Source organism: Phytobacter ursingii, from assembly GCF_001022135.1.
GTDB classification, from domain to species: domain Bacteria; phylum Pseudomonadota; class Gammaproteobacteria; order Enterobacterales; family Enterobacteriaceae; genus Phytobacter; species Phytobacter ursingii.
Map to the genome: position 1 here is coordinate 5,167,025 of NZ_CP011602.1, position 25,215 is coordinate 5,192,239.

Here is a 25,215-nt window from a genome sequence, read left to right on the forward strand (position 1 = left end):
CAGCTTGGATTACAGATTACATCAGAACGCAAAGCGCGGTCTGATAGACAGAATTTGCCTGGCGGCTTTAGCGCGGTGGTCCCACCTGACCCCATGCCGAACTCAGAAGTGAAACGCCGTAGCGCCGATGGTAGTGTGGGGTCTCCCCATGTGAGAGTAGGGAACTGCCAGGCATCAAATTAAGCGTGCTGATATGGCTCAGTTGGTAGAGCGCACCCTTGGTAAGGGTGAGGTCCCCAGTTCGACTCTGGGTATCAGCACCAGTTTTAAGGTTAAAGTTCGGCGCTTAGAAAGAATTTGTCTGGCGGCTTTAGCGCGGTGGTCCCACCTGACCCCATGCCGAACTCAGAAGTGAAACGCCGTAGCGCCGATGGTAGTGTGGGGTCTCCCCATGTGAGAGTAGGGAACTGCCAGACATCAATTAAGACAAAAGGCTCAGTCGAAAGACTGGGCCTTTTGTTTTTGGCATGGAATTTTGAGTGAGTTTGTAGCTTTTTTTCCGTACAACCTCCTGAAGCTACATTAGTAAAAATCCGCCTTCATGAGCGCGGCATTGATTCCACCATAGCGGCTTACTAAAACCCTTAAAAAATAAGTCCCTGCCAGTCTTGTGAGATTAAAAATCCAAAAACAATGAGGCAGAGTTAAAACCTGTTGAAAACCACGGCCTGCGGGCGTGGTTTTCAATCGGCAATAAAAAAGGCCATCTCTGCGGATGGCCTTTTGCATTCCTGTCATTAATATCAATGGATAACCTGTGACAGAAAAGCACGGGTGCGCTCAGACTTAGGATTCGCGAAAAATTCCTGTGGCGGCGCCTGTTCAACGATTTCACCGCGATCCATAAAGATCACCCGGTCCGCAACGGTACGTGCAAAGCCCATTTCATGTGTTACGCACAGCATTGTCATTCCCGATTCTGCCAGTCCAATCATGGTATCCAGCACTTCTTTCACCATCTCAGGATCAAGCGCAGAGGTCGGTTCATCGAAGAGCATAATCTTCGGTTTCATGCAGAGCGAGCGGGCGATAGCCACACGCTGCTGCTGACCACCAGAAATCTGCCCAGGGAATTTATGGGCGTGCTCAGCGATACGAACGCGCTCCAGATAGTGCATTGCCAGCGCTTCGGCTTCTTTCTTAGGCATCTTACGCACCCAGATTGGTGCCAGCGTACAGTTCTGCAGTACCGTCAAATGCGGGAAAAGATTGAAGTGCTGGAATACCATCCCTACTTCCTGACGAACCTTTTCAATGTTACGGATATCTTCGTTTAACTCGATCCCGTCAACGACGATACGGCCCTGCTGATGTTCTTCCAGATGGTTAATGCAACGAATGGTTGTTGATTTTCCCGAACCGGAAGGACCGCACAGTACGATACGTTCCCCTTGCTTTACTTTGAGATTGATATCTTTCAACACATGAAACTGTCCGTACCACTTATTCACATCTTCGAGCGTAATCATCGCATCGGCAGGTTGCATAGTAATTTGACTCATAATTTCCTCAATGCGCTGAACGCCCGGTATGGAAGCGCTTCTCCAGATGTTGGCTATAGCGCGACATGCTAAAACAGAAAATCCAGTAAACTAACGCGGCAAATACATAACCTTCGGTCGACATACCGAGCCAGGCCGGGTCAACCGTTGCCTGCTGGACGCTACTGAAAAGGTCAAACAGACCGATGATGATCACGAGGCTGGTATCTTTAAACAGCGCGATGATGGTATTCACCAGACCTGGAATCACCAGTTTTAATGCCTGTGGTAAAATCACCAGCCCTTGTGTTTTCCAGTATCCCAGCGCCAGCGACTCGGCAGCTTCGTATTGCCCTTTTGGCAGAGCCTGCAAACCGCCACGCACGACTTCGGCGACGTAGGCGGACTGAAACAGAATCACCCCGACCAGTGCGCGGATCAACTTATCGATACTTGTGCCTTCCGCCATAAACAGCGGGAGCATAACCGAGGACATGAACAGTACGGTGATCAACGGTACGCCACGCCAGAACTCGATAAAGATCACGGACAATACCCGCACCACCGGCATTTTCGAGCGACGCCCGAGCGCCAGCAATATGCCCAGAGGCAAAGCGCCAGCGATACCGACAGAGGCGATGATCAACGTCAGCGTTAACCCGCCCCACTGGCGCGTTTCCACACGATCGAGTCCCAAAAAACCACCGTACATCAGCCACCACACCACGATCGGATAGGCCACAGCCCAGCAGGCGATATAGCGACCACGGCTCGGTAGCTTTTTCCAGAACATCGGTGCCATAGAAAGCAGTCCGACAATCAGGGCGAGATTGATGCGCCAGCGTTGCTCATGCGGATAGAGGCCATACATGAACTGACCAAAACGCTCATGAATAAACACCCAGCACGCGCCTGCTTTGGTACAGTCCGCACGCGTAGAGCCTATCCAGTTCGCCTGAAAAAGAGCCCAGTTCAGTAATGGCGGGATTAACTCCCACATCAGCCACAGACAGAAGAGTGTCAGTAGCGCGTTCAGCCAGCTTGAAAATAAATTTTTCTTTATCCACAGCACAATACCGCTGCTTCCTGCACGGGTCTGGCGCGTAGATTGAGACAGAATAGCTTTTGTCATCAGGTGTCCTTAGCGCTCAATTAATGCGATGCGGCGGTTATAGATATTCATAAGTAACGAAATCGACAGGCTGATAATCAGATAAACCGACATGGTAATCGCGATAGTTTCGATGGCCTGGCCTGTTTGGTTGAGTACCGTACCGGCGAACAACGACACCATATCCGGATAACCAATCGCGGCTGCCAGAGACGAGTTTTTTGCAATGTTTAGATACTGGCTGGTCAGCGGTGGAATAATGACACGCAGCGCCTGCGGAATGATGACCTGACGTAATGTCACCGGATTGGGCAAGCCAAGCGAACGTGCCGCTTCATGTTGACCGTAGGGAACAGATTGAATGCCTGAGCGGATAATCTCAGCAATAAATGCCGAGGTGTAAACCGACAGGGCAATCGTCAGTGCGGCCAGCTCCGGAATTAACACCATGCCACCCTGGAAGTTAAAACCGCGTAAATGCGGGATGTCCCAGTGAAGCGCCGCGCCAAATACCCAATGTGCCAGCAGCGGGAGCACAATGATTAGCCCCAATGCCGTTGGCCATGTACGACGCAGTTGGCCGGTTTTAATCTGGTGCGCTTTGTTAAAACGATACAGACCGATGCTGATAGCCAGCGCGAAAACGATCGTGCCGATAAACGCCCATAGCCCTTCCCCCAGTTGAGGTGAGGGGATATAGAGTCCCCTGTTACTGAGGAAAAGCAAATCCATCGCGCCAATGGCCTGACGTGGGCCAGGTAAATTACGCAATACGGCGAAATACCAGAAGAAGATTTGCAGCAGCGGGGGAATATTTCGGAACGTCTCGATATAAATGGTAGAGAGCTTACGTAACAGCCAGTTTTCTGAAAGACGGCAAAGCCCCAGAAAAAAGCCGATAAATGATGCAAAAACAATACATAGCGCAGATACCAATAAGGTATTCAGCAGGCCTACAAAGAAGACGCGGCCATAAGTGTCACCCTGTTCGTAGTCGATAAGGTGCTGAACAATGCCAAATCCGGCAGCGCGGTCGAGAAAAGCAAAACCAGAGGTAATGCCGCGACTGTTCAGGTTGGTAATAGTATTGTGTATCAAATAGATCGCGATGCCGATAACAACAAGAATAGCGATAATTTGAAACAGCCAGGCACGAACCGCAGGGTTTGAAAAGGAGAGCGATCCTTTAACGGTTGGGCGGCGTTGGGACATAAGAAAACCTCGGTAACCATGACTCTGGAGTGGGCGCCGCATGTGCAGCGCCCGTTACAGCGCTTACGTCTTAACGTACTGGCGGAGCGTACTGAATGCCGCCGTTGTTCCAGAGATTGTTCTGGCCACGTTTGATTTTCAGCGCGCTGTCAGCACCGACGTTACGCTCGAAAATTTCAGAGTAGTTGCCCACTTTCTTGATGATGTTGTAGGCCCATTTGTTGTCGAGTTTCAGGTCCTTACCAAAATCACCTTCGGTACCCAGCAGGTGCGCCATGTCTGGCGTTGCCGGTTTAGCCGCTTTCTCGTCAACGTTTTTCGAGTTGATGCCCATCTCTTCTGCGTTCAGCATTGCAAACAGTGTCCAGCGGACAATGGAGAACCAGTCTTCATCACCGCGACGAACGACCGGGCCCAGCGGCTCTTTGGAGATGACTTCTGGCAGAACGATCCATTCAGCCGGGTTGCTCAGCTTAATGCGCAGCGCGTACAACTGGGACTGGTCAGATGCCAGCGTATCGCAACGACCGGATTCCAGCGCTTTTGCGGATTCATCAGAGCGATCAAAGGTTACCGGCGTGTATTTCATATTGTTGGATTTAAAGTAATCCGCCACGTTGAGCTCGGTATCGGTACCCGCCTGAATACATACGGTTGCGCCGTCCAGCTCTTTGGCGCTTTTCAGGCCAGCTTTGTTGTGGGTCAGGAAGCCGATACCGTCATAATAGGTTACGCCAGTAAAGGACATACCCATGCCCGCGTCACGTGAAGAGGTCCAGGTCGTATTACGGGAAAGAATATCGACCTCGCCGGATTGCAGCGCAGTGAAACGCTCTTTAGCGGTGAGCGGGGTATATTTCACTTTCGTGTCATCGCCAAATACGGCAGCAGCAACGCCACGGCACACATCTACATCTATACCGGTAAATTTACCGTTTGCATCTGCGTAAGAGAAGCCAGGGAGACCGTCACTGATACCGCACTGTACAAAGCCTTTTTTCTTAACGGCATCCAGCGTTGTGCCAGCATGGGCTTGATTAGCAACGGCAAACAGCACGCCGGCAGCTGCCAGGCTGGCAATCATCATCTTTTTCATAATGCATCCTGTGTGGCGAAAAAATTATCGTTATATGAAGGCGTCCGGGAAACGCCTTAAACCTGTCTGTGGCTTTGGCCATACTCTTTAAAGCAAAGGTAGTGCCAGTTTTTGCGAACACGGAAAAATGCGAGCCGTGAGCGCAATATGGAGAGTGTAGACAGGAAAAAATAACCTCAACGCCCTGCAATGGTGCAAAATTACAACCTGCGCCACAAAACAGAGCAAAAAACTTTCACTTAGCCAATTCTGCTAACAAGTAAGTTTCCTGGGGTAATATAAGCAAGGTAGTTAAACGTATTACTTTGTGAATCACGTCACGAGCACAGAGGAAATAATTAAAAATGTGGTGGGAAATCATGCAGAACTGCAGAATTATTTAAATGATTTGCTCGTTTTTGATGCTAAAAATTTACGCCAATAAAAAGATATGCACTGTAATAAAGCAAAGCGCGGCATCGCCGCGCTTTGAACCCATTATTTCGTTAACGCGACGATACCCAGCGTTAACCCTGCCAATGCTGCAGCCCCACCGGCAATCGCACCTGCGGTTTCCCAGTTATCCTGAGTGGTTCCTTTTACGCAGGTATTGGTATGGACCAGACGGCCCTGATCGTCATATACAGGGACGCAAGGAGAGTCGTGCGCACAGCCTGCCAGGGTAGTGACCTGCCCCCAGAGTTAGATACAACCTTCAGTTAGTAATGTCGGTTGGTTTTTCTTCATATTTCCCGTTTCGCCAGCCCGCTGCAAATTCAGCCGGCGTCAGGTAATTCAGTGATGAATGTGGTCGACACTCGTTATAATCCAGTCGCCAGTCATTAATGATCTTCCTGGCGTGAACAATATCGCTGAACCAGTACTCATTCAGGCATTCATCACGAAAGCGTCCGTTAAAACTCTCAATAAATCCGTTCTGCGTTGGCTTGCCGGGCTGGATAAGTCGCAGCTCCACACCATGCTCAAAAGCCCACTGATCGAGTGCGCGGCAGGTAAACTCCGGGCCCTGATCGGTTCTTATCGTAGCCGGATAGCCGCGAAACAGCGCAATGCTGTCCAGAATACGCGTGACCTGCACGCCTGAAATCCCGAAGGCAACAGTGACCGTCAGGCATTCCTTTGTGAAATCATCCACGCAGGTCAGGCACTTGATCCTGCGACCTGTGGCCAGTGCGTCCATGACGAAATCCATTGACCAGGTCAGATTGGGCGCCATCGGGCGGAGCAGCGGCAGACGTTCTGTTGCCAGCCCTTTACGACGTCGTCTGCGTTTTACACTCAGGCCATTAAGTTGATAGATGCGGTAAACCCGCTTGTGGTTAACGCAAAGACCTTCACGTCGCAGAAGCTGCCAGATACGCCGGTAACCAAAACGGCGGCGTTCAAGTGCCAGCTCTGTGATGCGTAGAGACAGCTGCGCGTCAGCAGGCGGACGCTGAGCCGAATATCGGCAGGTTGACAGGGACAGACCTGCCAGCCTGCAGGCACGACGTTGCGACAGACCCTTAGCCTCGCACATGACTTCCACGGCTTCCCGCTTCTGGTCTGTCGTCAGTACTTTAGCCCAAGAGCCACCTGAAGCGCCTCCTTATCCAGCATGGCTTCAGCAAGCAGCTTCTTGAGTCTGGCGTTCTCTTCCTCAAGAGACTTCAGGCGCTTAACCTCAGGCACCTCCATACCGCCATACTTCTTACGCCAGGTGTAAAAGGTGGCGTCGGAAATGGCGTGCTTACGGCAGAGCTCACGGGCAGAAACGCCGGCTTCGGCCTCGCGGAGAATACAGATGATCTGTTCGTCGGAAAAACGCTTCTTCATGGGGATGTCCTCATGTGGCTTATGAAGACATTACTAACATCGCGGTGTATTAATCAACGGGGAGCAGGTCAGTAGCGGTAAGCAGAACAACGGAAATTAATCTTTTCATGATGTTACCTCTAAATAGTCCCGATCCCCGATATCAAATAACGACATCAGCGCAGAATCGATACGCTATTTTAACATCGCGAAGATTAAGAATGCCCCGTTCAATAATCTCAAAGTATGAGTAGTGTAAACATCATGGAGAGAATTATGATATTCCATCGAATAGTGCAGAAAAAATGGAAGTACAAAAAAGCTGTGAGGTATTGATAAGGGAATATAAAGATTTCAGGTTCGTTATTTGTGGTGAGCTAATGATTTTAATAAAGATACTGTAAATAGCACTAACGGAAAAGAGTAAAAAAGCCTGACAGGTGCTTCGATAAAAGGGTGCAACACTGAACACCCTTACTTATCTATTCTATTGATATTTAACAAACAGGTTCCTGCTGGCACAAGGTATTTCCCTGGGAACTGATAATTTCAGGCGTGACCGGGCGACCGAGCAGATAGCCTTGTAAGGTATTGCACCCCAGTTCAGTCAAAAAGGCCTGCTGTTCTGCGGTTTCGACCCCTTCCGCCACCACCTTCAGATTTAACGTTTTTGCTAGTGCGATAATAGCCGAGACGATAGTCGCATCGTCGCCATCGCTGCTGAGTTCTCTGACAAAAGCGCGATCAATCTTCAGTTCGCATGCGGGAAGCCGCTTGAGATAGAGCAAGCTGGAATAGCCGGTGCCAAAGTCGTCAATAGACGCCTGCACGCCTGCATCGGTCAGTTCCGTCAGGACGCGAACGCTCTCGTCAGGGTTAGTCATCGCCGTGGTCTCGGTGACCTCCAGGATCAGCGTGTCAGGTGGCACCCCATGCTTTTGCAGGCTATCCATGATGGTCTGAACCAGAGACGGCTGTTCAAATTGCAATGTGGATAAGTTGACCGCTACCGACCAGTCGATATTACCCTGCTTACGCCATTCGCTTAACTGCCGGCACGCTTCATCAATGACCCAGTTTCCGAGTGGCACAATCAGACCAGTCTTCTCTGCTAGGGGTAAAAAGACATCCGGAGAGAGCATCCCTCGTTTTGGATGCTGCCAGCGGAGCAGGGCTTCAAAGCCAATGATTGGTCCTGCTGGCGCCTGGAATTTGGGCTGATAAACCAGGCGAAATTCTTTACGTTCCGTTGCCAGCCACAGGTCGTTCATCAGTTGTAACTGCGTTTGCGCCAGGGTGTTCATAGAGGGCTGGAAGAAGTGATAGCCGTTTCGCCCCATATGTTTGGTGTGATACATCGCGGCGTCCGCGTTAAACATCAGCTCGCGCTCATTTTTACCATCATGTGGATAGAGTGCAATGCCAACACTCAGGGTGACCATCATGTCATAGGGATCGATATTAAACGGCTTGTCGATAACGCGCACCAGCGAGCCTGCAAGCGCCGCTGCTTCATCCGGGGCGCTTACGTCAGTCAGCAGGACGAACTCGTCACCGCCCATACGAGCCAGCGTGTATTGTCCGTTGAGCTGCTGCTTGAGGCGTTCAGTGACGGCAACCAGCAATTTATCGCCCACATCGTGCCCATAGGCGTCGTTAACAGTTTTAAAGCCGTCCAGGTCCATAAACATCAGAGCAAAGAAGGACCCTTCACGTCTGGCTTTATGTATCGCCTGATCCAGACGGTCTTCCAGCAGTACGCGGTTAGGCAGGCGCGTCAGGGTATCGTGTAGCGCCAGTTGGGCAAGTTCGCGGTTCGCTTCCGCCAGTGAAGAGGCCAACTGAGATGTTCGCGCCTGCAGGCGCGCGTCCAGCATGGAAACGAGTAGGGTGATGCCTAGGATAGAAAATGCCACGACGCTTACCAGTACGGCCAGCCAACTGCCGTTAACACCATGGTGACTCATTGGTTCCTGGTCAGGCAATTTCGCGGCCATCATGCCGCTGTAATGCATACCGGCAATGGCGAGCCCCATCAAAATGGCCGCGCCAAAGCGCATTAACGCCACCTGAGCGGCTTCATGACGAAGACGGAATGTCAGCCATAGCGCGGCAAAAGAGGCGGTTAACGCAATGATGACCGAGATAGCGACCCAGAACATATCCCAGATAATGGCGGGTTCCACTTTTAGCGCTGCCATGCCGGTATAGTGCATGGCAACGATCCCCATACCCATCACAAAGGAACCGGGCAGAAGATGCAGCATTGTCAGTTCATTATCGCTGACTAACCAGAGTGCGAACCATGAGGCGCTGATGGCGATGAGCATGGAGATCGCCGTCAATAACGGGTCATAGCTCAGGTGCATTGAGATATCCATCGCCAGCATGCCGATAAAATGCATGGCCCAAATAACAATGCCCATTGCGACACCGCCGCCCGTCAACCACACCCATGAGGAAGCCCCTGAGCTGGTGGACACACGACCTGCCATATTTAGCGCAGTATAGGAAGCCAGAATGGCGACAATAAAAGAAACAACAACAAGGATTTGGTCGTATTGGCTAACCAGCATTATGTCATCAACTCATTCACAAAAGGTCTTATGCGTAACTACACTTGAGAAGACAAAAAAGATGGTGACATGATCACTGCAAATGGACGACTCAAAGCGGTTTCTCTGCTTGCACGAAGCAAGAGGCCGGGCGGGAAAAAGCTAATTTAAATCAGCACAGTTCACCAGCTTGAGAGGATTGACGGAATCCATGTTTCGGCATTTATCTACCTCTGTTGTCAGGAATTCGATCCACTGCATGATCAATGCATCCAGCAACAGGACAGAAAGGGCAAAAATAACCAGCCAAAAATACTTTCGAATCATCCCGCATATCCTTTTCGTGCAACCATTCGTTGGGAATATACACGAAAATGTTATCGGCAGGTGTTGAGGAAAGATAAGTTTTTTGGCGGAATTCCAGCGAAAAAAAAGCGCGTCCCCATGCCGGTCCGCGCCTTTTAACTAGCAGTCTCTGATGGCTATCAGTTCATGCCATATTTTTTCAGTTTCTTACGCAGCGTACCACGGTTGATACCCATCATCAGGGCAGCGCGGGTTTGGTTGCCGCGGGTGTATTGCATCACCATGTCCAACAGTGGCTGTTCAACTTCAGCCAGTACCAGCTCATACAGGTCATTCACATCCTGACCATTCAGTTGAGCAAAATAGTTCTTCAGTGCCTGTTTAACCGAGTCACGCAGGGGTTTTTGAGTTACCTGATCCTGAGAGTTAACGGTAGAAACGGTCAGTACGTCAGAATTTACGCGTTGTTCGAACATAGTTCTGTCAGCTCTTTATTTCATTACGCAAGATTTTCGAAGTATGCCTCCAACGCCTCCAGCTGTTCGCTGGCATCCTCTATGGCGTTGAATGTGCGCCGAAACTGGTCATTTGGAGCGTGCTCCTGGAGATACCAGGAGACGTGTTTACGTGCAATTCGGTACCCTTTTGCCTGACCATAAAAGTCATGCAATTCCCGAACATGCGCGCAAAGCAAGCGCTTAACCTCTGCCAAAGGCAGTGGGGCGAGCAGCTCCCCAGTGTCCAGATAATGCTGGATTTCCCGAAAGATCCAGGGTCTTCCCTGAGCTGCACGGCCTATCATCAGGGCATCAGCCCCCGTATAGTCGAGTACAGCTCTGGCTTTAAGCGGGTCAGTGATGTCACCATTCGCGATAATCGGAATGGAAACCTTCTGCTTAACTGCCCGAATGCTGTCGTACTCAGCATCTCCGTTGAACAAACAGGCGCGGGTGCGTCCATGAATGGTCAGAGCCTGAATGCCACAGTCTTCAGCCAGTTGGGCAATTTCTACGCAGTTACGGTGTTCCGGAGCCCAGCCAGTGCGAATCTTAAGCGTGACGGGCACATCCACTGCTTGCACTACCGCGCTCAGGATAGACTTCACCAGATCCGGGTATTGCAGCAGGGCAGAGCCCGCAAGCTTGCGATTCACTTTCTTTGCCGGGCAGCCCATATTGATATCAATAATCTGGGCGCCGCTTTCCACGTTGATACGTGCGGCTTCCGCCATTTCTTCCGGATCACTACCGGCAATTTGCACGGTACGAATACCGGGCTCATCGATATGCACCATCCGCAGTCTTGATTTGTCACTCTCCCAAACCTGCGGGTTGGAGGACATCATCTCGGATACCGTTAACCCGGCCCCCATCTCGTAGCACAACGTCCGAAACGGCCTGTCAGTAATGCCAGCCATTGGCGCTGCGATCAGTCGATTTCTGAGCTGGTGGTGTCCGATGCGCATGAGTTAAGAAATGACCATACTGTGACTGCAAGGCGGCGTATATTACGCATTTTTCGCACGAGATGAAAGGCCAAACTTTGACCAATCCACTGTCGCAGATCAATGAATCACAGCGTAAGACGGCTGGCGAAAATATTAATGATTTAAAATCATTGGGTTATATATTAATGGCGAATTTGTGAACAAATATAAATTCGTTAAACTTCTCCGTTTTTCTTCACCATAAGTCTGATCCAGCGACATATTTTGCTGTTTTAATCGTCAAAAAAGAGGGTGAAAATGAGATCAGACTCCCATTTTCACCCAGTGGAGCATTATGTTGCTGAATGCTTCTCGGCCTTATTACCCTGCCGCTGGGTTACATTTTCTGCCCGGTAATGCGGCACCATTCTTCTTTTTCCACCACGGCGTCGAGTGCGAAGGTGTCACGATAAGCTTCACATACGCTTTCAGCCTGGCTGGCGAGGATGCCGGAAAGGCCGAGCAGGCCGCCTGAGACCGGCAGTACGCTGATGAGCGGGGCAAGCTCACGTAAAGGGCCTGCCAAAATATTGGCGACCACCACGTCCGCCTGCATCGCGTCAGGCTGCTCATGTGGCAGATACAGTTCCAGACGTTCAGAGACGCCGTTGCGCTCTGCATTATCACGGCTCGCCTGAATGGCCTGCGGATCGATATCAATACCGATCGCTTTCGCCGCCCCCAGTTTCAGCGCCGCAATCGCCAGAATGCCGGAACCGCAGCCGAAGTCGATCACTGTTTTACCCGCGAGATCCAGGCCATCAAGCCATTGCAGGCACAATGACGTGGTCGGGTGCGTGCCAGTACCGAACGCCAGGCCCGGATCGAGCATCACGTTTACCGCGTTTTTGTCCGGCACATCACGCCAGCTCGGGCAGATCCAGAGACGTTCGCCAAAGCGCATCGGGTGGAAGTTGTCCATCCACTCACGCTCCCAGTCTTTATCTTCAAGCTGTTCAATTTTGTGTGCGAAACCGGCACCCAGCAGCGGATGTTGCTCAAGGATCGCGACAACCTCATTCATGTCGGTTTCGGCGTCGAACAGGCCAATAACGTCGGTATCACCCCACAGGCGTGTCTCACCCGGCAGCGGTTCGAAGACCGGCGTGTCATGCGTGTCCTGAAAGGTGATGGAGACCGAGCCGGCCTCCATCAGCGCATCGCTCAAATCTTCGGCGTTAGCGCCGGTTGTATTCAGTTTTAGTTGGATCCACGGCATGGCAAAACTCTTTATTTATCAGTAGAAATCGTAGCAGGCTGTGAGGCGGGCTGACCGAAACGGTTCCCGACCACAAACGCCAGTAAACTTAACAGTAACGAAGGCACAATCGGATGGAAGCCCAGATACTGAATCTTAAACGTTGCAAGGACGGCATAAAGCACGCCGCCGACGAGCATGGCGCTTAGCGCGCCTGCCGCGTTGGCACGTTCCCAGTAAAGCCCCAGCACCAGCGGCCACAGGAAAACGGCTTCCAGCCCACCGAACGCCAGCAGGTTCAGCCAGATGATCATCTCCGGCGGTCGCCAGGCGGCAAGCATCATTAAAATACCGAGCACCAGGGTGATGATCATGGAAATGCGTTTCAGACGCTGCTCATTACGAAGTTGCTCCGGGCGCGTATTCAGCCAGAGATCTTTAATGATCGTAGCGGATGCCTGCAAAAGGTGCGCGTTAACATTCGACATAATCGCCGCCATTGGTGCGGCCAGGAACAACCCGGCGGCAAACGGCGGCAGCACTTCAACCATCAATGTCGGGATAACCAGGTCAGGTACTTTCAAATCAGGCAGCACTGCGCGTCCCAGTGCCCCGGCCAGATGCATACCCAGCATCAGAAGCGTCACCACAATGGTACCGATGATAATGCCCCGATGTACGGCTTTACTGTCTTTATAGGAGATGCAGCGAACGGCAGTGTGGGGAAGACCAATTACGCCGAAACAGACCAGTACCCAAAACGACGTCATAAACGCGGGGGAAAGAATGTCATCGCCCCCCTGCGGCGTCACCAGCTTCGGATCGATATGCTGTAATTTATCTACGGCACTGTGTAAGCCCCCTGCGGCATGGACCACACCGACCAGTAAGACAATAGTGCCAACCAGCATCACCATACCTTGCATGGTGTCATTCAGCACGCTGGCGCGAAAACCGCCAAATGCAGTGTAGAGCGCGATACTGATCCCGAATATCAGCAGCCCTGATTCATACTGAATACCGGCAGCGGTTTCCAGCAGGCGAGCACCGCCGATAAATTGCACGGCAATGGCCCCCACAAACGCAACCAGTAGGCTGATACTGGCCACCCACACTACGGTGTGGCTTTGATAGCGCGCCAGCAGCATATCGTTCAGTGTAATAGCGTTATAGCGGCGGGCGAGAATCGCAAATTTTTTGCCAAGGATACCCAGCGATAGCCAGATAGTGGGCACCTGAATCATCGCCAGCAGCACCCAACCCAAGCCGTATTTATAGGCTGCTCCTGGGCCGCCTATAAAAGAACTGGCGCTGATATAGGACGTGGTGAGCGTCATCGCCAGCACCAGTCCTCCCATCGAACGGCTGCCAAGAAAATACTCGGTCAGAAATGTCCCGGATGTACGCTGACGCATGGCATAGACCGACAAGCCCAGGACAATCAGCATGTAAGCAATCAGAGGAATAATGACTTCAAGCCGCATCGTTATCCTCCAGTGAGATATCGCGGAAGATAAAGCGCACCATCGCCCAACACAGCAGAATAAAAACCAGCGGCGTTAACAGGCAGGCCATCTCAAACCAGTGTGGTAATCCGGTAAACCCCATCATTGAATCTGGTAAGTAAGCAGTTACTAACCATGCGGCGAGGTAGAGGAGGGTCAGCCACAGCGCCCAGCGCGCTTCTTTGTGGGCCTGAACAAAACGCTTGTCCATTTTGTGTCCCATGTGGATAAAGAAAGCGGGGATTGTACCTTATGGATACTCCATGATCCCCTGAAATAAAAAAGGCCGGAAATCCGGCCTCTTGCATAGATACATCACCTGGTCTTACTTTTCGTTCAGACCGAGTTTCTTCTCCAGATAGTGGATATTGGTACCACCCTGCTGGAATTTCTCGTCGCTCATGATGCGCATCTGCAGATCTACGTTGGTTTTGATGCCGTCAATGATCAGCTCCTGCAGCGCATTCTTCATACGCGCAATTGCCACATCACGGTTCTCACCAAAGCAGATCAACTTGCCAATCATTGAGTCATAGTACGGCGGTACGGTGTAACCGGCGTAGATATGTGATTCCCAGCGCACGCCAAAACCGCCTGGCGCGTGGAAACGGGTGATTTTACCCGGGCTCGGCAGGAACGTATTCGGATCTTCGGCGTTGATACGGCATTCCACCGCATGGCCTTTCACCACCACTTCTTCCTGCTTGATGGACAGTGGCTGACCGGCAGCAATACGCAACTGCTCTTTGATCAGGTCCACGCCAGTGATCATTTCGGTCACCGGATGTTCCACCTGAATACGGGTGTTCATTTCGATAAAATAGAACTCACCGTTTTCGAACAGAAACTCAAACGTACCTGCCCCACGGTAGCCGATATCCACACAGGCTTTGGAGCAACGCTCGCCGATATAGCGACGCAATTCCGGGGTAATGCCCGGAGCCGGTGCTTCTTCGACAACTTTCTGGTGACGACGCTGCATGGAGCAGTCGCGTTCTGCCAGATAAATGGCGTTGCCCTGGCCGTCAGCCAGTACCTGGATCTCGATGTGACGAGGATTCTCCAGGTATTTTTCCATGTACACCATGTCATTGTTGAACGCCGCTTTGGCTTCAGCTTTAGTCATGGCAATGGACTGCGCCAGCTCAGCGTCACCGCGAACTACGCGCATACCGCGACCGCCGCCGCCGCCGGACGCCTTGATGATGACCGGGTAGCCAATGCGTTTGGCATGCGCGCGGTTGACATCCATATCGTCGCCCAGCGGGCCGTCGGAGCCCGGTACGGTCGGTACGCCCGCTTTCTTCATAGCGGTAATGGCCGACACTTTGTCACCCATCAGGCGGATGGTGTCGGCTTTCGGGCCGATGAAGATAAAGCCGGACTGCTCAACCTGCTCGGCAAAGTTGGCGTTCTCTGAGAGGAAACCATAACCGGGGTGAATCGCCACCGCGCCGGTGATCTCCGCCGCGCTGATGATAGCCGGGATGTTCAGATAGCTTTTTACGGACGGCGCCGGTCCGATACAGACCGTCTCATCCGCCAGGAGTACGTGTTTTAAATCGCGATCCGCAGTGGAGTGCACAGCGACGGTCTTGATGCCCAGCTCTTTACAGGCACGAAGAATACGCAGTGCAATCTCGCCGCGGTTGGCGATGACAATTTTATCCAGCATGTGCGCCTCGTTATTCGATGACGACCAGCGGCTCGTCAAACTCTACCGGCTGGCCACTTTCAACCAGAATGGCTTTCACTACGCCCGCTTTGTCGGCTTCGATCTGGTTCATCATTTTCATGGCTTCAACGATGCACAGGGTATCGCCTACATTGACTTTCTGGCCGACTTCACAGAACGCTTTTGCGTCCGGGCTCGGCGTGCGGTAGAAGGTCCCGACCATCGGGGAACGTACGATGTGACCACTGATTTGCGCTGCCGCAGGTTCTGCTGCCGTAGCCGGAGCTGCGGGAGCGACTGCGCCAGAAAGCGCAGGGGCTGGCTGCTGCATAACCGGAGCCGCATAAGCTTGCTGCATCACCGGGAAGCCCGTGTTCACCGGTGCGCGGCTGATGCGTACAGACTCTTCGCCTTCAGAAATTTCCAGTTCAGCGATGCCTGATTCTTCAACCAGTTCGATCAGTTTTTTAATCTTACGAATATCCATGAGTGGGTTCCGTACTCTTGTTTAGTTTGATTGTGACAGGCGTTTTACCGCCGTCTGTAAAGCGTATGTACAACTGCCAGCATCAGGTCCGAAGACCACGCCGGTAGCGATTTCGGAGAGCCAGGAATGATGGCGAGATGGTTCGTGCGCATGCATATTGCTTTGAGTGAACTCAGTAAAGTCGAAGGGTGCCATAGGTTTCCGACTTGCGTGCTCCCGGCATGTTAAGATTGGGGCCGTTTAAAAGCAAAATGCGCAACTTGCCAGCCATCGTGCTGCTATCTCCTGCAATTTTCCGGTAAAAAACAAAATATACCGTCATTGCGTGGTTGTCACCTTTTTGGGCCTTAAAAAGCCCTCCGGGCAAAACCAAAGTCGCACATTATAACTATTTCGTAGCATTTAGCAGCTAAATACTGGTCTTATCAGGGAAGATTATCAACCGCATTTGGTTTTAACCCTGCGATTGATAATGGAACTGCGGAGGACTGCACATATCGGAACTTTAGCGCCACCACTGGCGGAACTTCTTGTATCGCCACGCTAATAGCGCGAATGCAGCGGCTGCATAAAGGAGGGGCAATGGCGATAAAATCTTCACGGACCACAGATAATGGATGGGTGCCAGGATCGCGACCAGATAGACGAAGTTATGCAATTGTTGCCATCGTTTGCCCAATTTTCGCTGCGCCCACTGGGTAGATGTCGCTGCCAGTGCCAACAGGATAAACCAGCTAACAATTCCTAACATTAAATAAGGGCGCGTTGTCAGTTCCCGGCCAAGTAGCGCCAGATTGTTAATGCCCAGCTCCAGCAATGCGTAACTGGTCAGATGCAATGTTGCCCATGCAAAACACCATAGTCCCAGTAAACGACGGGTGCGAATAAGCAACGGTTGTTTAGCGTAGCGCGCCAGTGGCGCAACCAGCAAGCCTGCCAGTAAAAATTTCAACGCCATTCTGCCGGTAAAATGTTGAATATCTTTTGCCGGGTCGGCGCTAAAATACCCCTGCGACGATGCCCAAAACAACCAGACAAACGGCAAAAAACCGGCCAGGTGCAGCAATACTTTAAGCCAGACAATCTGTTTCGCTGTTAAACGCACTCAAAAGTTCTCCCGCAGATCCAAACCACGATAAAGGGACGCCACTTCATCCGCATAACCATTAAAGAGAAGCGTAGGCTGGCGTTTTACATCCAGCACGCCACCGGATCCGATAAAGCGTTCGGTTGCTTGTGACCAGCGAGGATGGTCGACATGCGGATTCACGTTGGCAAAAAAACCATACTCATCTGGTGCCGCAAGGTTCCAGGTCGTCGGGGGGCGTTCTTTCGTTAGCTTGATGCTGACTATCGATTTGATCCCTTTAAAGCCGTATTTCCACGGGACGGTCAGGCGGATCGGTGCCCCATTCTGCGGCGGTAACGCTTTCCCATAAACGCCAACAGACAACAACGTGAGGGGATGCATGGCTTCATCTATACGTAACCCTTCTACGTAAGGATATTCCAGGCCGCCGCCAATGAAGCGATCCTTCTGCCCTGGCATCTCGTCGGGGGCGTAGAGGGTTTGAAATGCCACATATTTTGCGTTGCTGGTGGGTTCGACCAGGGAGAGCAGTTTATGCAACGGGAAACCCGTCCATGGGATCACCATCGACCAGGCCTCAACGCAGCGCATGCGATAGATTCGCTCTTCCAGCGGGAAACGCGTGGTAAGCGCGTCATAATCGAGCGTAAGGGGTTTGGCTACTTCACCGTCAATTTTGAGCGTCCATGGATTGGTTTTCATGCTGCCTGCGTTGGCTGCGGGATCGGCTTTATCCAGACCAAACTCATAGAAATTGTTATAGCCCGTTACTTTATCTTCCGGAGTCAGCGTCAGCGTGTTTTGCCATTGGGCCGGTTTGCTGAACTGCAGGGGTTTGCCTGGCAAGGCTTTAGGGCGATCGTTTCCTTTAAACCAGTCAAGCAGATCGGCGCGTGCAGCAGGAGACAGACTCAGTGCAGCGGCACTGATGCCCAGCGTTTTCAGGATCTGGCGACGTCGCAGCATAAATACGGATTCGGCGGTGACATCGGCTTCGGTAAGTTTTTTCTTTTGCATAATCTTCCCCCTTTTCAATACTTGTAGCACGGCGAATATGCCGTCGGGGGATTATCACGAAAAATTGAAATCTGACCGTTTACTTCCCGCTGGCGGCCTTTACTCCCCAGGATGATTGGCAAAAAAATTCTGAGGGCTATACTCGCATAGTTGTATGCAATACTGATTGCCAGCGGCGTCAGGCCTGCTAGTATGCCGGGCTCATTTTCTAGTTAGCGCTTACTTAGTTTTCCCGGGTTTGCCGCGTCTCGTTCTTTTACACTACGGAGTTAACACAAGGATGCGATTAACGACGAAATTCTCAGCTTTTGTGACGCTACTAACGGGGCTGGCAATATTTGTTACCCTGCTTGGCTGCTCATTAAGCTTTTATAATGCCATCCAGTCGAAGGTGACGAACCGCGTAGAATCGGTTGCGGCGGTGGTCGATACCCGTTTGATTTTTATGTCTCCTTCTGCCATCTCATCTTGATGAATTGATGGTGCCAGTGGACATTGTGGGTATTGAGGTCCGTCAGGGAAAGAAAACCGTTCTGCAGCACACCCGCAAAAGCAGCTATCGTCCGGCCGGCAGTAATTACCAGTACCGTGAATTAGAGATTAACTCCCTTAAAAATCCGGGCATGACCATCACGCTGGTTTACCAGGACCCGATGGCTAACTATTTCCGTTCGCTGATGACTACCGTGCCGTTGACGCTGGCTATCGGCTTCATGGTCCTGATTATTTTCCTCTCCGTACGCTGGTTGCGCCGACAGCTCTCGGGGCAGGAGTTACTCGAACTTCGCTCTACCCGTATTCTTAATGGGGAGCGCGGAGCGCAGGCGCGCGGTTCTGTTTATGAATGGCCATCCCGCGCCAGCAGCGCGCTGGATGTTCTGCTTTCAGAAATCCAGTTTGCCAGCGACCAACGCAGCCATATTGACACGCTGATTCGCTCCTACGCCGCGCAGGATACTAAAACCGGTCTCAATAACCGTCTGTTCTTTGATAATCAACTGGCCACGCTGCTTGAGGATCAGGAGAAAGTCGGCGCACATGGCGTTGTCATGATGATCCGGCTACCCGATTTTGAATTATTGCGCGATAGCTGGGGGCGTCCCGCCGTTGAAGAGCATCTGTTTATGCTCATTAACCTGTTATCGACATTTATTATGCGTTATCCCGGCGCGCTGCTGGCGCGCTATCACCGCAGTGATTTTACCGTGCTGTTACCGCACCGGACATTAAAAGAAGCGGAAAGTATTGCCGGGCAGATTCTCAAAGCGGTGGACGGTCTGCAGCCCAGCAAAATGCTCGATCGCGAAGATATGATGCACATTGGCATTTGCGCCTGGCGTAGCGGTCAGTCGACAGAGCAGGTTATGGAACATGCCGAAGCGGCGACCCGTAATGCGGTACTGCAAGGGGGAAATAGCTGGTCGGTTTACGACGATACGCTACCTGAACAAGGGCGCGGTAATGTTCGCTGGCGCACGCTCATTGAGCAAATGCTGAGTCGTGGCGGTCCGCGGGTCTACCAGAAGCCAGCAGTGAATCGCGAAGGGATTGTTCACCATCGCGAACTGATGTGCCGCATCTACGATGGCGACCTGGAAGTTATTTCTGCGGAATATATGCCCATGGTGCTGCAGTTTGGGCTGTCTGAGGAGTATGACCGGCTGCAAATCGGACGCCTCATTCCCTATTTACGTTACTGGCCGGAAGAAACCCTCGCCATGCAGGTGACGGTAGAGTCTCTGATTCGGCCACGTTTTCAGCGCTGGCTACGCGATACCTTAATGCAATGTGAAAAATCACAGCGTCGACGGATTATTTTTGAACTTGCCGAAGCTGATGTCTGTCAACATATCAGCCGGTTACAACCGGTGGTGCGGTTAATTAATGCGTTAGGCTCGCGCGTTGCTGTCACGCAGGCGGGTCTCACCCTGGTCAGTACCAGCTGGATTAAAGCGCTGGACGTTGAATTGCTCAAACTTCATCCTGGGATTGTCCGGAACATTGAGAAACGCACGGAAAATCAGTTACTGGTGCAAAGCCTCGTGGAGGCCTGCAAAGGTACGCATACGCGCGTTTTCGCCACTGGCGTTCGTTCGCGTGGCGAATGGCAGACGCTGATTGAATGTGGCGTTTCAGGTGGTCAGGGCGATTTTTTTGCCTCCTCCCAGCCGCTTGACACCAATGTGAAAAAATATTCGCAAAGATATTCGGTTTGAACTGCCGTTTAAGCCGTTTTCACGTAGAATAACGCGCGCTGTATCGTACGTATGGGGGTGTGCTTGTCTGCCCGCCAGATTGCCACAGCGCGAACGCTAGTTTTAACCTTTGACAGGTTGCAAACGCAGGGTAAGGATTACTCCCGCCATGGTTCACTCCTGAAGGAGTCAGGTTGTTTGTAACAAAGGAAACAAACTGCACTAATTTTCACCGTAGCAGATGATTTTTGCGCCTTGTCGCTGCTGCGTGTGGTTGGTAAAGTAAGCGGATTTTGTTTTCCGCCCCAGCTTTCAGGATTATCCCTTAGTATGTTGAAAAAATTTCGTGGCATGTTTTCCAATGACCTGTCCATTGACCTGGGTACCGCGAATACCCTGATTTATGTAAAAGGACAAGGCATCGTATTGAATGAGCCTTCCGTGGTAGCCATTCGCCAGGATCGTGCCGGTTCACCGAAAAGTGTGGCCGCGGTAGGTCATGAAGCTAAGCAGATGCTGGGCCGTACACCGGGCAACATCGCAGCTATCCGCCCGATGAAAGACGGTGTCATCGCCGACTTCTTCGTGACAGAAAAAATGCTCCAGCACTTTATCAAACAGGTGCACAGCAACAGTTTCATGCGTCCGAGCCCGCGCGTGCTGGTTTGTGTACCGGTTGGCGCGACCCAGGTAGAACGTCGTGCGATCCGTGAATCTGCTCAGGGTGCGGGTGCTCGTGAAGTCTTTCTGATTGAAGAACCGATGGCTGCGGCAATTGGCGCAGGCCTCCCGGTTTCTGAGGCAACCGGTTCGATGGTTGTCGATATCGGTGGTGGTACCACAGAAGTGGCCGTTATCTCTCTGAACGGCGTGGTGTACTCCTCCTCCGTGCGTATCGGCGGCGACCGTTTCGATGAAGCGATCATTAATTATGTGCGTCGTAACTACGGCTCTCTGATCGGTGAAGCGACCGCTGAACGTATTAAGCATGAGATCGGTTCTGCCTACCCGGGTGATGAAGTCCGCGAAATCGAAGTTCGTGGTCGTAACCTGGCAGAAGGCGTTCCGCGCGGCTTCACCCTGAACTCTAACGAAATTCTGGAAGCTCTGCAGGAACCGCTGACCGGTATTGTAAGCGCGGTGATGGTTGCACTGGAACAGTGCCCGCCAGAACTGGCGTCCGATATTTCTGAGCGCGGTATGGTTCTGACCGGTGGTGGCGCGTTACTGCGCAACCTTGACCGCCTGTTAATGGAAGAGACAGGTATTCCTGTCGTAGTTGCAGAAGATCCACTGACTTGCGTAGCGCGTGGCGGCGGCAAGGCGCTGGAAATGATCGATATGCACGGCGGCGATTTGTTCAGCGAAGAATAGTCTGATTCAGATTCGGGGCGAAGATGTCGCCCCGGATTTGTCAGTCCTGAGAATACGCAAAGCCTATGAAGCCAATTTTTAGCCGTGGCCCGTCGCTACAGATTCGCCTTTTCCTGGCGGTGGTAGTGGCGCTCGGAGTCATTATTGCCGACAGCCGCCTCGGTACGTTCAGTCAAATTCGAACGTACATGGATACTGCCGTCAGTCCTTTCTACTTTATTTCCAACGGTCCTCGCGAATTATTAGATAGCGTTTCACAAACGATCTCGTCGCGCGATCAACTTGAGCTTGAAAATCGGGCATTGCGTCAGGAACTGCTGTTGAAAAACAGCGAGCTGCTGATGTTAGGGCAATATAAACAGGAGAACGCGCGACTGCGCGAGCTGCTGGGTTCGCCGCTGCGTCAGGACGAACAGAAAATGGTCACTCAGGTTATCTCGACGGTCAACGATCCCTATAGCGATCAGGTTGTTATCGACAAAGGCAGCGTAAACGGTGTCTATGAAGGCCAGCCGGTCATCAGCGATAAAGGCGTGGTAGGCCAGGTTGTCGCGGTGGCTAAACTGACCAGTCGGGTGTTGTTGATTTGTGATGCGACCCATGCGCTACCGATTCAGGTGCTGCGTAATGATATTCGCGTTATTGCCGCAGGCAATGGCTGTACTGACGATCTGCAACTGGAACATTTGCCGGCAAATACCGATATTCGGGTAGGCGATGTGCTGGTGACATCCGGTCTGGGTGGACGTTTCCCGGAAGGTTATCCTGTTGGGGTGGTCTCCTCGGTAAAACTCGACACGCAGCGGGCGTATACCGTTATCCAGGCGCGTCCTACCGCAGGTTTGCAGCGTCTACGCTACTTACTCTTGCTGTGGGGAGCCGATCGTAACGGCACAAATCCGATGACGCCGGAAGAAGTACACCGCGTGGCTAATGAACGCCTGATGCAGATGATGCCGCAAGTATTGCCTGCGCCGGATGCCATGGGGCCGCCTGCGCCGATTCCTGCACCTGCAACCGGTATTGCCGGGCCACCGTCACCTTCTCAAGGTACCCGGGGAGGCCAATAGTGGCAAGTTACCGTAGCCAGGGGCGCTGGGTTATCTGGCTCTCGTTTCTTATCGCATTGTTGCTTCAAATTATGCCCTGGCCGGATGACATTCTTGTCTATCGGCCAAACTGGGTGTTGCTTATCCTGCTTTACTGGATTCTGGCGCTACCGCACCGCGTAAATGTCGGCACAGGTTTCGTTATGGGTGCCATACTGGATCTCATTAGCGGATCCACACTTGGCGTTCGTGCGTTGTCTCTGAGCATTATCGCCTACCTGGTCGCGCTTAAATTTCAACTGTTCCGTAACCTGGCGCTGTGGCAACAGGCGCTGGTGGTGATGGTTTTGTCGCTGGCAACCGAAGTCATTGTCTTCTGGGCAGAGTTTTTGGTCATTAATGTCTCCTTCAAACCAGAGATTTTCTGGAGTAGCTTCGTTAATGGCGTGCTTTGGCCGTGGCTTTTCCTGCTTATGCGTAAAATTCGCCAACAGTTTGCCGTGCAATAAAGGTTTCTATGACATCGATTTGGCTTGCCTCTGGTTCCCCGCGTCGTCAGGAACTGCTCACTCAATTGGGCGTCACCTTCGAGCGAATTATTCCCGGTATTGAAGAGCAACGTCGGGCGCAAGAAAGCGCCCAACATTATGTTGTACGGCTGGCAAGGGAAAAGGCGCGCGCTGGTGTGGCGATGGTTTCCCGCGATTTACCGGTGCTGGGGGCAGACACCATTGTCATATTTAATGGTGAAGTGCTTGAAAAACCGAAAGACTCCTCGCATGCTGCTAAAATGCTGCGACAGCTCTCTGGTCAGACCCATCAGGTGATGACGGCCGTCGCACTGGCGGACAACCAACACCTGCTGGATTGTCTGGTGACAACCGAGGTGACGTTCCGAGCCCTTTCTGATGATGATATTGCTGCCTATGTTGCCAGCGGTGAGCCGATGGACAAAGCAGGCGCGTATGGCATTCAGGGGCTGGGCGGCTGTTTTGTCAGAAAAATAAACGGGAGTTATCACGCTGTGGTGGGTTTACCGCTGGTAGAGACCTGGGAACTGTTGAGCAACTTTAACGCATTGCGCGAGGGAAGAGACAATCATGACGGCTGAATTGTTAGTTAACATTACGCCATCGGAAACACGCGTGGCCTATATCGATGGCGGTATCCTGCAAGAGATTCACATCGAACGTGAAGCGCGACGCGGGATTGTAGGCAATATCTACAAGGGTCGGGTCAGTCGCGTACTGCCTGGTATGCAGGCGGCTTTTGTAGATATTGGTCTGGATAAGGCCGCGTTTCTTCATGCCTCGGACATTATGCCTCACACCGAATGTGTGGCGGGGGAAGAGCAGAAGAACTTCACCGTTCGTGATATTTCTGAGCTGGTGCGTCAGGGGCAAGACCTGATGGTGCAGGTGGTGAAAGATCCGCTGGGTACCAAAGGCGCTCGCCTGACCACAGACATCACCTTACCTTCACGTTATCTGGTCTTCATGCCAGGCGCATCACATGTCGGAGTTTCTCAGCGAATCGAAAGCGAGGCTGAACGCGAGCGACTCAAGCAGGTCGTTTCTGAGTATTGTGATGAGCAGGGCGGCTTCATTATTCGTACGGCGGCAGAAGGGGTGTGCAATGAAGATCTCGCCGCAGATGCAGCCTACCTCAAGCGGGTATGGACGAAGGTAATGGAGCGTAAAAAGCGTCAGCAGACCCGGTGTAAGCTCTACGGCGAACTGGCGCTGGCGCAGCGTGTGCTGCGAGATTTTGCCGATGCGCAACTCGACCGGATCCGCGTTGACTCACGGTTGACTTATGAGATGTTGCTGGAGTTCACCGCGGAATACATGCCGGAAATGACCAGCATGATTGAACATTACAGCGGTCGCCAGCCGATATTCGATCTCTATGATGTTGAGAATGAAATTCAGCGCGCGCTGGAAAGAAAAGTGGAACTGAAATCCGGCGGCTATCTGGTTATTGACCAGACCGAAGCGATGACGACGGTGGATATCAACACCGGGGCGTTTGTCGGCCACCGTAACCTCGATGACACCATTTTCAATACCAATATTGAAGCCACGCAGGCTATCGCTCGCCAGCTGCGTTTACGTAATCTTGGCGGCATTATCATCATTGATTTCATTGACATGAATAATGACGACCATCGTCGCCGTGTTCTGCACTCACTGGAACAAGCGCTGAGCAAAGACCGGGTGAAGACCAGCATCAACGGCTTCTCCCAGCTCGGCCTGGTCGAGATGACCCGTAAACGTACCCGTGAAAGCGTGGAACATGTTCTCTGTAATGAATGCCCAACCTGCCATGGACGAGGCACAGTAAAAACGGTGGAAACCGTCTGCTACGAAATCATGCGCGAGATTGTTCGCGTACACCATGCTTACGACTCGGATCGTTTCCTGGTCTATGCTTCTCCTGCTGTGGCGGAAACCCTGAAAGGGGAAGAGTCCCATGCGCTGGCTGAGGTAGAAATCTTCGTCGGTAAGCAAGTTAAAGTGCAAATTGAGCCGCTCTATAATCAGGAGCAGTTTGATGTGGTGATGATGTAAAAGACGATTACGTC

At 52.0% G+C, this 25,215-nt stretch carries 23 protein-coding genes, 1 tRNA gene, 2 rRNA genes and 2 pseudogenes; 9 read left to right on the forward strand and 19 right to left on the reverse strand.

Annotated features, from left to right (window positions below; translation table 11 throughout):
• Positions 1 to 57: 57 nt before the first annotated feature.
• The 3 genes from rrf (AB182_RS27960) to rrf (AB182_RS27970) all read left to right on the forward strand — a co-directional run bounded on the left by rrf (AB182_RS27960) (position 58) and on the right by rrf (AB182_RS27970) (position 416).
• Positions 58 to 173, forward strand: a 5S ribosomal RNA gene (gene rrf, locus AB182_RS27960).
• Between the two features lie 14 nt (positions 174 to 187).
• Positions 188 to 263: transfer RNA gene (locus AB182_RS27965), tRNA-Thr, on the forward strand.
• 37 nt (positions 264 to 300) lie between these two features.
• Positions 301 to 416, forward strand: a 5S ribosomal RNA gene (gene rrf, locus AB182_RS27970).
• Between the two features lie 106 nt (positions 417 to 522).
• Here the strand turns inward: rrf (AB182_RS27970) and AB182_RS32435 are convergent.
• From AB182_RS32435 to msrP, 19 genes and pseudogenes are all read right to left on the reverse strand, one after another.
• The gene (locus AB182_RS32435; protein WP_139153737.1) at positions 523 to 729 is read right to left on the reverse strand and encodes a hypothetical protein; all 207 of its coding nucleotides are present in this window, start codon (positions 727 to 729) and stop codon (positions 523 to 525) included.
• Positions 730 to 743: 14 nt separating this feature from the next.
• Entirely contained in the window at positions 744 to 1,502 is a 759-nt protein-coding gene (locus tag AB182_RS27975) for an amino acid ABC transporter ATP-binding protein (RefSeq protein ID WP_039077391.1), read from the reverse strand.
• Between the two features lie 7 nt (positions 1,503 to 1,509).
• Positions 1,510 to 2,613 carry an amino acid ABC transporter permease gene (locus AB182_RS27980; protein ID WP_047372894.1) on the reverse strand — a complete coding sequence of 368 codons (1,104 nt, stop codon included), beginning with the start codon at positions 2,611 to 2,613 and terminating at the stop codon, positions 1,510 to 1,512.
• Between the two features lie 9 nt (positions 2,614 to 2,622).
• Positions 2,623 to 3,804, reverse strand: a complete 1,182-nt coding sequence (locus tag AB182_RS27985; RefSeq protein ID WP_047372895.1) for an amino acid ABC transporter permease — start codon at positions 3,802 to 3,804, stop codon at positions 2,623 to 2,625.
• 70 nt (positions 3,805 to 3,874) lie between these two features.
• Positions 3,875 to 4,900, reverse strand: coding sequence for an amino acid ABC transporter substrate-binding protein (locus AB182_RS27990; protein WP_039077394.1), 1,026 nt, complete (start codon positions 4,898 to 4,900; stop codon positions 3,875 to 3,877).
• A 477-nt stretch (positions 4,901 to 5,377) separates the two neighbouring features.
• On the reverse strand, positions 5,378 to 5,560 hold the full coding sequence (locus tag AB182_RS31175; RefSeq protein ID WP_071846004.1) for a hypothetical protein: 183 nt from the start codon (positions 5,558 to 5,560) through the stop codon (positions 5,378 to 5,380).
• A 34-nt stretch (positions 5,561 to 5,594) separates the two neighbouring features.
• Positions 5,595 to 6,715, reverse strand: a protein-coding gene (locus AB182_RS27995; RefSeq protein WP_120773466.1) for an IS3-like element ISKpn34 family transposase whose coding sequence is annotated in 2 segments (ribosomal slippage) — positions 5,595 to 6,463 and positions 6,463 to 6,715 — 1,122 coding nt in all. Because the reading frame shifts where the segments join, the coding sequence is not laid out codon by codon here.
• Positions 6,716 to 7,191: 476 nt separating this feature from the next.
• Positions 7,192 to 9,270, reverse strand: a complete 2,079-nt coding sequence (locus AB182_RS28005) for a putative bifunctional diguanylate cyclase/phosphodiesterase (protein ID WP_047372896.1) — start codon at positions 9,268 to 9,270, stop codon at positions 7,192 to 7,194.
• 141 nt (positions 9,271 to 9,411) lie between these two features.
• Positions 9,412 to 9,576: a DUF2556 family protein gene (locus AB182_RS31180; protein WP_039077398.1), complete on the reverse strand. Its 165-nt coding sequence runs from the start codon at positions 9,574 to 9,576 to the stop codon at positions 9,412 to 9,414.
• 158 nt (positions 9,577 to 9,734) lie between these two features.
• Positions 9,735 to 10,031 (reverse strand): DNA-binding transcriptional regulator Fis, encoded by a 297-nt coding sequence (gene fis / locus AB182_RS28015; RefSeq protein WP_000462905.1) that lies wholly within the window; start codon positions 10,029 to 10,031, stop codon positions 9,735 to 9,737.
• A 23-nt stretch (positions 10,032 to 10,054) separates the two neighbouring features.
• Positions 10,055 to 11,020 (reverse strand): tRNA dihydrouridine synthase DusB, encoded by a 966-nt coding sequence (gene dusB, locus AB182_RS28020; RefSeq protein WP_047372897.1) that lies wholly within the window; start codon positions 11,018 to 11,020, stop codon positions 10,055 to 10,057.
• A gap of 358 nt (positions 11,021 to 11,378) precedes the next feature.
• Entirely contained in the window at positions 11,379 to 12,260 is an 882-nt protein-coding gene (gene prmA, locus AB182_RS28025; protein WP_047372898.1) for a 50S ribosomal protein L11 methyltransferase, read from the reverse strand.
• A gap of 11 nt (positions 12,261 to 12,271) precedes the next feature.
• Complete coding sequence (gene panF, locus AB182_RS28030) at positions 12,272 to 13,723, reverse strand: sodium/pantothenate symporter (RefSeq protein ID WP_047372899.1); 1,452 nt, start codon at positions 13,721 to 13,723, stop codon at positions 12,272 to 12,274.
• A complete protein-coding gene (locus tag AB182_RS28035) occupies positions 13,713 to 13,955 on the reverse strand; it encodes a YhdT family protein (protein ID WP_047372900.1) in 243 nt (80 codons plus the stop codon). The genes panF and AB182_RS28035 overlap by 11 nt, the downstream gene beginning before the upstream one ends.
• Before the next feature lie 114 nt (positions 13,956 to 14,069).
• Positions 14,070 to 15,419, reverse strand: coding sequence for an acetyl-CoA carboxylase biotin carboxylase subunit (gene accC, locus AB182_RS28040; RefSeq protein ID WP_039077403.1), 1,350 nt, complete (start codon positions 15,417 to 15,419; stop codon positions 14,070 to 14,072).
• 10 nt (positions 15,420 to 15,429) lie between these two features.
• The gene (accB, locus tag AB182_RS28045) at positions 15,430 to 15,906 is read right to left on the reverse strand and encodes an acetyl-CoA carboxylase biotin carboxyl carrier protein (protein ID WP_039077404.1); all 477 of its coding nucleotides are present in this window, start codon (positions 15,904 to 15,906) and stop codon (positions 15,430 to 15,432) included.
• Positions 15,907 to 15,927: 21 nt separating this feature from the next.
• Positions 15,928 to 16,177 (reverse strand): annotated as a pseudogene (locus AB182_RS31185) (type II 3-dehydroquinate dehydratase).
• A gap of 234 nt (positions 16,178 to 16,411) precedes the next feature.
• Positions 16,412 to 17,011, reverse strand: a complete 600-nt coding sequence (msrQ, locus tag AB182_RS28050) for a protein-methionine-sulfoxide reductase heme-binding subunit MsrQ (RefSeq protein ID WP_047372901.1) — start codon at positions 17,009 to 17,011, stop codon at positions 16,412 to 16,414.
• A complete protein-coding gene (gene msrP, locus AB182_RS28055) occupies positions 17,012 to 18,013 on the reverse strand; it encodes a protein-methionine-sulfoxide reductase catalytic subunit MsrP (protein ID WP_047372902.1) in 1,002 nt (333 codons plus the stop codon).
• 280 nt (positions 18,014 to 18,293) lie between these two features.
• On the opposite strand from msrP, the pseudogene csrD reads away from it, so the two are divergent.
• The 6 genes and pseudogenes from csrD (at position 18,294) to rng (ending at position 25,201) form a co-directional block, all read left to right on the forward strand.
• Positions 18,294 to 20,229: pseudogene (gene csrD, locus AB182_RS28060) on the forward strand (RNase E specificity factor CsrD).
• Between the two features lie 309 nt (positions 20,230 to 20,538).
• A complete protein-coding gene (mreB, locus tag AB182_RS28065; RefSeq protein ID WP_006818047.1) occupies positions 20,539 to 21,582 on the forward strand; it encodes a rod shape-determining protein MreB in 1,044 nt (347 codons plus the stop codon).
• A gap of 65 nt (positions 21,583 to 21,647) precedes the next feature.
• Complete coding sequence (mreC, locus tag AB182_RS28070) at positions 21,648 to 22,652, forward strand: rod shape-determining protein MreC (protein WP_047372903.1); 1,005 nt, start codon at positions 21,648 to 21,650, stop codon at positions 22,650 to 22,652.
• Positions 22,652 to 23,140, forward strand: coding sequence for a rod shape-determining protein MreD (gene mreD / locus AB182_RS28075; protein ID WP_039077409.1), 489 nt, complete (start codon positions 22,652 to 22,654; stop codon positions 23,138 to 23,140). The genes mreC and mreD overlap by 1 nt, the downstream gene beginning before the upstream one ends.
• Positions 23,141 to 23,148: 8 nt before the next feature.
• Entirely contained in the window at positions 23,149 to 23,742 is a 594-nt protein-coding gene (locus tag AB182_RS28080) for a Maf family protein (protein WP_047372904.1), read from the forward strand.
• Positions 23,732 to 25,201, forward strand: a complete 1,470-nt coding sequence (rng, locus tag AB182_RS28085) for a ribonuclease G (protein WP_047372905.1) — start codon at positions 23,732 to 23,734, stop codon at positions 25,199 to 25,201. The genes AB182_RS28080 and rng overlap by 11 nt, the downstream gene beginning before the upstream one ends.
• The last annotated feature ends 14 nt before the right edge of the window (positions 25,202 to 25,215 follow it).

Excerpts from the sequence above, each read along its gene's own strand:
- AB182_RS28080 (WP_047372904.1), top strand. The coding sequence starts at position 23,149 with ATGACATCGATTTGGCTTGCCTCTGGTTCCCCGCGTCGTCAGGAACTG.
- accB (WP_039077404.1), bottom strand. The coding sequence starts at position 15,906 with ATGGATATTCGTAAGATTAAAAAACTGATCGAACTGGTTGAAGAATCA.
- AB182_RS28035 (WP_047372900.1), bottom strand. The coding sequence starts at position 13,955 with ATGGACAAGCGTTTTGTTCAGGCCCACAAAGAAGCGCGCTGGGCGCTG.
- AB182_RS27975 (WP_039077391.1), bottom strand. The coding sequence starts at position 1,502 with ATGAGTCAAATTACTATGCAACCTGCCGATGCGATGATTACGCTCGAA.
- msrP (WP_047372902.1), bottom strand. The coding sequence starts at position 18,013 with ATGCAAAAGAAAAAACTTACCGAAGCCGATGTCACCGCCGAATCCGTA.
- AB182_RS28005 (WP_047372896.1), bottom strand. The coding sequence starts at position 9,270 with ATGCTGGTTAGCCAATACGACCAAATCCTTGTTGTTGTTTCTTTTATT.
- prmA (WP_047372898.1), bottom strand. The coding sequence starts at position 12,260 with ATGCCGTGGATCCAACTAAAACTGAATACAACCGGCGCTAACGCCGAA.
- AB182_RS27980 (WP_047372894.1), bottom strand. The coding sequence starts at position 2,613 with ATGACAAAAGCTATTCTGTCTCAATCTACGCGCCAGACCCGTGCAGGA.
- mreC (WP_047372903.1), top strand. The coding sequence starts at position 21,648 with ATGAAGCCAATTTTTAGCCGTGGCCCGTCGCTACAGATTCGCCTTTTC.
- rng (WP_047372905.1), top strand. The coding sequence starts at position 23,732 with ATGACGGCTGAATTGTTAGTTAACATTACGCCATCGGAAACACGCGTG.
- AB182_RS31180 (WP_039077398.1), bottom strand. The coding sequence starts at position 9,576 with ATGATTCGAAAGTATTTTTGGCTGGTTATTTTTGCCCTTTCTGTCCTG.
- panF (WP_047372899.1), bottom strand. The coding sequence starts at position 13,723 with ATGCGGCTTGAAGTCATTATTCCTCTGATTGCTTACATGCTGATTGTC.
- fis (WP_000462905.1), bottom strand. The coding sequence starts at position 10,031 with ATGTTCGAACAACGCGTAAATTCTGACGTACTGACCGTTTCTACCGTT.
- mreB (WP_006818047.1), top strand. The coding sequence starts at position 20,539 with ATGTTGAAAAAATTTCGTGGCATGTTTTCCAATGACCTGTCCATTGAC.
- dusB (WP_047372897.1), bottom strand. The coding sequence starts at position 11,020 with ATGCGCATCGGACACCACCAGCTCAGAAATCGACTGATCGCAGCGCCA.
- AB182_RS32435 (WP_139153737.1), bottom strand. The coding sequence starts at position 729 with ATGCAAAAGGCCATCCGCAGAGATGGCCTTTTTTATTGCCGATTGAAA.
- AB182_RS27990 (WP_039077394.1), bottom strand. The coding sequence starts at position 4,900 with ATGAAAAAGATGATGATTGCCAGCCTGGCAGCTGCCGGCGTGCTGTTT.
- accC (WP_039077403.1), bottom strand. The coding sequence starts at position 15,419 with ATGCTGGATAAAATTGTCATCGCCAACCGCGGCGAGATTGCACTGCGT.
- AB182_RS27985 (WP_047372895.1), bottom strand. The coding sequence starts at position 3,804 with ATGTCCCAACGCCGCCCAACCGTTAAAGGATCGCTCTCCTTTTCAAAC.